This is a genomic window from uncultured Amnibacterium sp. (genome assembly GCF_964244015.1).
In the GTDB taxonomy this organism is placed as follows: Bacteria; Actinomycetota; Actinomycetes; order Actinomycetales; family Microbacteriaceae; genus Amnibacterium.
In genome coordinates this window covers 1-6,841 of record NZ_CAXTHO010000144.1, presented here as the reverse complement: position 1 = coordinate 6,841, position 6,841 = coordinate 1, and the positions used below count along the sequence as shown (strand labels likewise).

Annotated in this window: 6 protein-coding genes and 1 pseudogene; 2 read left to right on the top strand and 5 right to left on the bottom strand. The window is 74.4% G+C overall.

What is annotated here, in order from left to right; translation table 11 throughout:
- Both ACFE67_RS13325 and ACFE67_RS13320 read right to left on the bottom strand, forming a co-directional pair.
- Positions 1-187, bottom strand: a pseudogene (locus tag ACFE67_RS13325) (hypothetical protein); the annotation flags it as partial.
- A gap of 23 nt (positions 188-210) precedes the next feature.
- Entirely contained in the window at positions 211-834 is a 624-nt protein-coding gene (locus tag ACFE67_RS13320) for a TetR family transcriptional regulator C-terminal domain-containing protein (RefSeq protein WP_375407360.1), read from the bottom strand.
- 95 nt (positions 835-929) lie between these two features.
- Here ACFE67_RS13320 and ACFE67_RS13315 point away from each other — a divergent pair, with 95 nt between their 5' ends.
- Positions 930-1,457, top strand: a complete 528-nt coding sequence (locus ACFE67_RS13315; RefSeq protein ID WP_375407359.1) for a hypothetical protein — start codon at positions 930-932, stop codon at positions 1,455-1,457.
- Between the two features lie 589 nt (positions 1,458-2,046).
- Here ACFE67_RS13315 and proC read toward each other — a convergent pair.
- Together proC and ACFE67_RS13305 are read right to left on the bottom strand one after the other, a co-directional pair.
- A complete protein-coding gene (gene proC / locus ACFE67_RS13310) occupies positions 2,047-2,865 on the bottom strand; it encodes a pyrroline-5-carboxylate reductase (RefSeq protein WP_375407358.1) in 819 nt (272 codons plus the stop codon).
- Between the two features lie 136 nt (positions 2,866-3,001).
- Positions 3,002-4,375, bottom strand: coding sequence for a serine hydrolase domain-containing protein (locus ACFE67_RS13305; RefSeq protein ID WP_375407357.1), 1,374 nt, complete (start codon positions 4,373-4,375; stop codon positions 3,002-3,004).
- 62 nt (positions 4,376-4,437) lie between these two features.
- Here ACFE67_RS13305 and malQ point away from each other — a divergent pair, with 62 nt between their 5' ends.
- A complete protein-coding gene (gene malQ, locus ACFE67_RS13300) occupies positions 4,438-6,558 on the top strand; it encodes a 4-alpha-glucanotransferase (protein WP_375407356.1) in 2,121 nt (706 codons plus the stop codon).
- Between the two features lie 55 nt (positions 6,559-6,613).
- On the opposite strand, the gene ACFE67_RS13295 is transcribed toward malQ, so the two are convergent.
- The coding region (locus ACFE67_RS13295) for a divalent metal cation transporter (protein WP_375407355.1) at positions 6,614-6,841 on the bottom strand (228 nt) is incomplete at its 5' end.

Sequence of the window (6,841 nt, the reverse complement as noted above, 5' to 3'; positions counted from 1 at the left end):
TCGCACCCCGCCAGCCGGGTGCCTCCCCGACGAGCAGCGTCGAGGCGCCCGCGGTGAGGTCGAGGTAGTGCCGGAGGTTCTGCAGCCGGAGCGCGCCGCCGGGTGTCGCGGCGTCGTAGAGGAACTCCGCGTCGGGCGGGGTCCTCGACTGCAGGTCGGCCAGGCGGTCGAAGAAGCGGGTGAGCACCCGCCGAGCATGCCGCTCGCCGCTCAGCGGGCGATGAGCCTGGCCGACTCGGTGCCGGGTGCGAAGCCGCTGCCGAGGTGCATGCTGGCGGCCGCGTGCAGCAGCCGGAGGCGGTCCGGGCCGGTGCGGTAGCCGACCAGCGAGTAGGCGTTGACGCCGTCGAGCAGGGCGAGCAGGTGGGTGGCGACCTCGTCCGGATCGATCTCGAGGTAGTCGCCCGAGGTGACGCCGCGGCGGATCACGGCGGCGACGAACGTGTGCCACGCCCGCTCCTCCGACCGCACGGCGCCGCCGAGGGCCGCGTTGCGGCGGCCGAGGCTCCAGGACTCGAGCCAGATCGAGTCCACGTCGACCCGGTCCGGTGCCGCCAGGGTGTCGAGCAGCACGCTCAGTTGCAGCACCGGGGACGGGTTCGCGAGGACCTCGCGCTTCACCTCCGCGAGCTCGGCGACGACGATCCGCGAGAACGTGGCCGCGACCAGCTCGTCGGCGTCCGGCCAGACGGCCGACACCGCTCGCTCCGCCGCGCGCAGCCGAGTCGCGACCGTCGCCGGGGTGACCGAGTGGAGGCCGAGGTCGAAGGCGACGCCGACGGCCGCGATGGACACCTCCTCCGGGTCGAGGTGTCGGTACTTGCTGTGGCGCACGCGGACTCCATTCGGGTTCTGGAGGGGATTCGACGCGGCGCGACCATCGGATCGGCCGACGCGTGCCCCCAGAGCAGGGGGCCTACGCTCCCGACGTGGAGGACGAGGCGGCGATCGAGCGTGCCCGCGCGGTGCTCGCAGACGCCGCGGCGCGGCTGTCGGCGGCCGCGGTGGGGCACGAGGCGATCGCGTCGTTCGATCCGGCGTCCCGCCGGTTCGGGATCCCGCGAGGTGCGCGCTTCCGGCCGATCGGACGAGGCTGGCGGCTCGGGGTGCTGCTGCTCGGTGACGACGGCACGGTGCGGGCCACCGGATCGGTGACGCGTGCGGTGCCGCCGGGCCATCCAGGTCACATGGCCGTCTCGGCCGAGGAGCGCAGGGAGGTCCGCGCCGCGGCGTTCCGCGGCCCGTTCCCGCCGGGCTCGACCGTGAACTTCGACGCTCCCGTCCTCGAGCTGACGCCGGAGGGGCTGCGCGGCGGTGCCGGCCCGCTGCTGCTGAAGGACGGGCGCGTGCTCGTGCGCTGGAGCCTCTCGGCCGGCGACGACGCGGCGCGGGACCTCGAGCCCTACGTCGCCGAGCGGGTCTCCCTCCTCATCGACCCACCCCAGGGCGCGACCTGACCCCCTCGATCACCCGGAAGCACGGAAGTCGTCTCCGAATCGCGATTCGAGTCGCCTCGACCGCTCAGAAGCGACTCAAATCGCGATTCCGAACGCCCTACCGTCCCGCGATCGCCGCCTCACCACCCACCCCCGCTGATCGAGGTGCGAGCGAAGCGAGCCTCGAGATCACCGCGAGGCCGCCCGCATCCGAATCCCGATTCGAGTCGTTTCGAACGTGCTCACGCGATCCGGACGCACGCTCCGTCCCGCGGTCGCCACCTCACCCATATCCACATCACCGGGTTCGTCGCCTCCACCGCGTGCCGCTCCGCCCGGAGCCAAGACGGTCCGTCGGTTCCGGGAGTGGTCTCGAGGCTCGCTGCGCTCGCACCTCGACCAGCGGGGTCGGCGGGGCTGGGGTAGGGCGGGGCTGCCACGGTGCAGGGCGGGCTCGAGTTGCGCGCTGCAGTCGCACGGGAGCGCACGGGCGCAATTGGGACTGGAGTGCGCGATTCGCGAATTTGTCCGCCGCCGGGACAGCTGCGGCCCGGCGCGCATGGGCGACTGTCGCACGGCGGCGCGATTGGGCGCCCGGCTGGCGGGCGGGTCAGCGGCCGGCGAGCTCGTCCGCGCGGCGGAGGGCGCCATCCAGGGCGGCCGCGATGAGGCCGCCCAGGTCGCGCTGCTCGAACACCGCGATCGCGGCCGCCGTCGTGCCGTTCGGGCTCGTCACACCGCGGCGCAGCGCCGCCGGCGACTCCCCCGTGGCGTCGAGCAGAGCGAGCGCCCCCGAGAAGGTGCCCGCGACGGCCCGCTCCGCGTCCTCGCGGCCGAAGCCGAGGGCTACCGCGGCGTCGGCGAACCGCTCCAGCAGCAGGTAGACGTAGGCGGGCCCGCTGCCCGAGATCGTCGAGATGCGGTCGATCCGGTCGTCGTCGAGCACGATGACCTCGCCGAGCAGCCGGAAGAGCTGCTCCACGGCCGCGAATCCGGGGTCGGAGACGGCCGTGCCGCGCGCCAGCCCGGTCACCCCGCGACGCACGCGGACCGGGGTGTTCGGCATCGCGCGCACCAGCTGGGCCCCCGCCGGCAGCGCGGCCTCGAGCGGCGCGACCGGCGTACCGACCGCGAGGCTCACGACCACGGCGTCCGGGGCCAGCGCCGGTCCGATCTCGCGCAGCAGATCGGCGGTGCCCACCGGCTTGACGCCCGAGATCACGATGCCGGCCCCGGCGATCGCGGTGCGGTTCGCCTCCGGGTCCGCCTCCAGCGACGTCGCTCGGACCGCGGTGCCGTCGTAGCGGGTCGCGGAGGCGGCGGTGCGGGTCGTGGTGCGGAGGTCCCGGAGGCCGGCGGCGGCCAGCCCGGTCAGGATCGCGGAACCGAGCGAGCCGCCGCCGAGCACGGCGACCGGAGGAAGAGCCATGGGTCGAGCGTAGGCAGCCCCGCCGACTCACGGCAGCAGGCTGCCGGAGCACCTGAGCAGGCTGCTCGCACTCCGGCAGGCTGTGGAGGCGGCTTCCGGCCTGCCGAAGCGAGCAGAGCCTGCCGAGGTGCTCGGGTCAGCCGAGGGGGCGCGGGGCCGCCTGGCCCAGCGTGGAGCCGAGCATCCCGAAGTCGAGCGGCACGGTGCCCCAGCGGCTCGCGATGCGGCCGTCGGCGAGCAGGTCGAGGTGCAGGCGGTGCGGGCTCTCGAGGAAGGCCAGGTCGAGCTGCAGCATGTCGCCCTGCCATCCCCCTGACACGGCGACAGGAGGGTTCGCGTCGTCGCCCTCCTGCACGGTCCAGCCGGCTGCACCGACCGGGACGGTCAGCGTCACGGTGCCGTCGGCGAGCTGCACCTCGTCGCCGCTGAGCGCCGCCGTGAGCCCCGCACCCTCCCAGCGCACCGGCGTCGCGCCGAAGGCCGCCGAGGCGCCCTCGCTCGCCGGCAGCGTCAGCGCGGCGAGCCGCTCGGCGAGCGCCGCGTCCGCTGCCTCGTCACCCTGGCCGTCGAAGGCGGGGAGCAGATGCGCCCAGGCCGCATCGACCACGGCCTGCATGTCGTCCTCCGCGGAGGTGATCGCGAGCACCACGTCGTGCTCCGGCAGGATCATGCAGAACTGCCCGTAGGCGCCGTCGGCCCGGTAGCCGTGCCGCGCCATCCAGACCTGGTACCCGTAGCCCTGCGCCCAGTCGGGGTTCACCTCGCGGTCCGTGTCGATCCGCTTCGTGCGCACCTCGGCGGCCCAGCCCTCCGGCAGCAGCTGCTTCCCCTCCCAGACACCGTCCTGCAGGTGCAGCAGCCCGAGCTTCGCGATCGTCTCGGTCGTGGCGTGCAGACCGGTGAAGCCGAGCGAGCGCCCGGCCGGGTACTGCTGCCACGACACCGGCGGGATGCCGAGCGGGTCGAACAGGCGGGGGCGGAGGTAGCCGACGAGGTCGGTGCCCGCCGCGCGCTGCAGGATCGCGGCGACGGTGTAGTTCGCGGGCTGGTTGTAGGCGAACCAGCTGCCGGGCGCGTGCTCCGGGGCGTGCAGCAGGAAGCCGCGCACCGGCTCGAGCGGGTCGGTCGTGATCGCGACCTGCGCCATCTCGGTCGCGTGGCCCGAGGCCATCGCGAGCGCGTGCCGCACGAGGATCCCGCGGCTCGCCTCCGGCAGCTCGTCGCGGAACTCGGGGAAGTGGTCCGCGACCGCGTCGTCGAGCGACAGCAGCCCCTCCTGCACCGCGAACCCGACCGCCGTCGACATGAACGTCTTGCTGAGCGAGTACAGGAGGTGGAGGCGCTCGCTCGTGTAGGGCGCCCACCACCCCTCCGCGACGACGTGGCCGTGCCGCACGATCATCAGGCTGTGGGGATCGATGCCCGGATGGCGCTCGAGCGCATCGACGAACGCGGCGACGCCGGAAGCGGCGACGCCCTGGGCGGACGGGGTCGAACGGGGGATGGCCACACCCCTACTGTTCCGCGCCGCACCTGAGCGGCCCCTCACCACGGGACGGGGAGAATCGCCCCGTGACGCTGCCGGACCGTCCCCTGCTCGACCTCGCGCGCGCCCACCGCGTGTCCACCTCCTTCACGGACTGGCGGGGCGTGACACAGCCGGTGTCCGCCGAGACCCTGACCGCCGTGCTCACGGCGCTGGGCGTCGATCCGGCCGATCCGATCGCGGCGCTGCAGGCGGCGTGGGACGCGCCGTGGCGGCGGATGCTGCCCGCCTGCACGACCGCGACGCAGGGCGTCGACCGGCTCGTGTGGATGCACGTGCCGGACGGCGAGCCCGCCGAGCTCGCGGTGCAGCTGGAGGCGGGTGGTCGCCGCGACCTGCAGCAGGTCGACCACTGGGTCCAGCCGCGCGAGATCGACGGCGGGGTCGTCGGCGAGGCGACGTTCCGGATCCCGGGCGACCTGCCGCTCGGCTACCACCGCCTGATCGCCTCCTCCCGAGCGCACGGCACTGACAGGCGGACCGCCGAGGCGCCGCTGATCGTCGCGCCGGCGGACGTCGGGCTGCCGGCCAGGATGGGCGATCGCCGCGGCTGGGGCCTCGCCGCGCAGCTGTACAGCGTGCGCTCCGCCGGGTCGTGGGGGGCCGGCGACCTCACGGATCTGACCGATCTGGCCGTGTGGGCGGGTGCGGACCTCGGCGCCGACTACGTGCTCGTCAACCCCCTGCACGCCGCCGAGCCGGTGCCGCCGCTCGAGCCGTCGCCCTACCTCCCCTCCTCCCGCCGGTTCTTCAACCCGCTGTACCTGCGGGTGGAGGCGGTCCCGGAGTACGCCGCGCTCTCGTCGCGGGCCCGGGCGCGGATCACGGTGCTGGCGAACCGGATCCGCGAGCGCGAGGGCGACCGGATCGATCGGGACGCCGCCTGGACCGCGAAGCGGGCGGCCCTGCGCCTGCTGTTCGCCGTACCGCGCTCGGCGGGGAGGGAGCTCGACCTGGCGGCGTTCCGCCGGCGCGAGGGGACGGCGCTGACGGACTTCGCGACCTGGAGCGTGCTCGCAGAGGCGTACGGCAACGATGCGCGCAGCTGGCCGGAGGACGTCCGCTCACCCGCCTCCCCCGGGACGAGCGACTTCGCGGAGGAGCACGCCGACGAGATCGACTTCGCCTGCTGGCTGCAGTGGCTGGTCGACGAGCAGCTCGCGCACGCGCAGGACAAGGCCCTCGCGACCGGCATGGGGATCGGCGTCATGCACGACCTCGCGGTCGGCGTGCACCCGGGCGGTGCGGACGCGTGGCGGCTCGGGGACGCGTACGCACGCGGCGTCTCGGTCGGCGCGCCGCCCGACCCGTTCAACCAGCTCGGGCAGAACTGGCTGCAGCCGCCGTGGCGGCCGGACGCGCTAGAGGCCTCCGCCTATGCGCCGTTCCGCGACCTGATCCGCGCGGTGCTGCGGCACGCGGGCGGGGTGCGGGTCGATCACATCATCGGGCTGTTCCGGCTCTGGTGGGTGCCTGCGGGGCAGGAGGCGGACCGGGGCGCGTACGTCTACTACGACCACGAGGCGCTGATCGGGGTGCTCGCGCTCGAGGCCGCGCGGGCGCAGGCCGTCGTGGTCGGCGAGGACCTCGGCGTCGTGGACCCGGCCGCGCGCGAGTACTTCGCGTCCCGCGGCATCCTCGGGACGTCGATCCTGTGGTTCGAAGCCGCGGAGGGCGGCGGCGCGCTGCCGGCCGAGCGCTGGCGTGCGCAGTGCCTCGCGTCGGTGACGACGCACGACCTGCCGCCGACCGCCGGCTACCTCGAGGGCGCCCATGTGCGCCTCCGGAGCGAGCTCGGGCTGCTGACCCGCCCGCTCGAGGAGGAGCTGGAGGCGGACAGCACCGAGCAGCGCACATGGCTCGACGAGCTTCGGCGGCGGGGGCTGCTCGCTCCCGATGCGGACGGGGAGGAGGAGACCGTGCTGGCGCTGCACCGGTACCTGGCGCTGACGCCGGCGCGGCTGGTCGGCGCCGCGCTCGTCGACCTGGTCGGGGACCGGCGGACCCAGAACCAGCCCGGCACGGTCGACGAGTACCCGAACTGGCGCGTGCCGCTCTCCGGGCCCGACGGGGCGCCGCTCCCCCTCGAGGCCGTCTTCACCTCCGCCCGCGCGGCCCGCCTGGCGGCGGTCCTCCCCCGCCGCTGATTCCGTTTTGAAGGAGTTTTCCCGCCGAAGGCGCGGAAACTCCTTCACAACGGAATCAGCCCGAGACGGTCAGGACCAGCAGCGTGATGTTGAGCGTCACGATCAGGACGCTCACCACCCCCGCCCCGATCCGCAGCCCCAGCGGGTTCGCGAACGCGCCCATGATGCTCCGCCGGCTCGTCAGCACGGCGAGCGGGATCAGCGCGAACGGGATGCCGATCGACAGCACGACCTGGCTCAGCACGAGCGCGAGCGTGGGGTCGAACCCGACGCCGAGCACGAT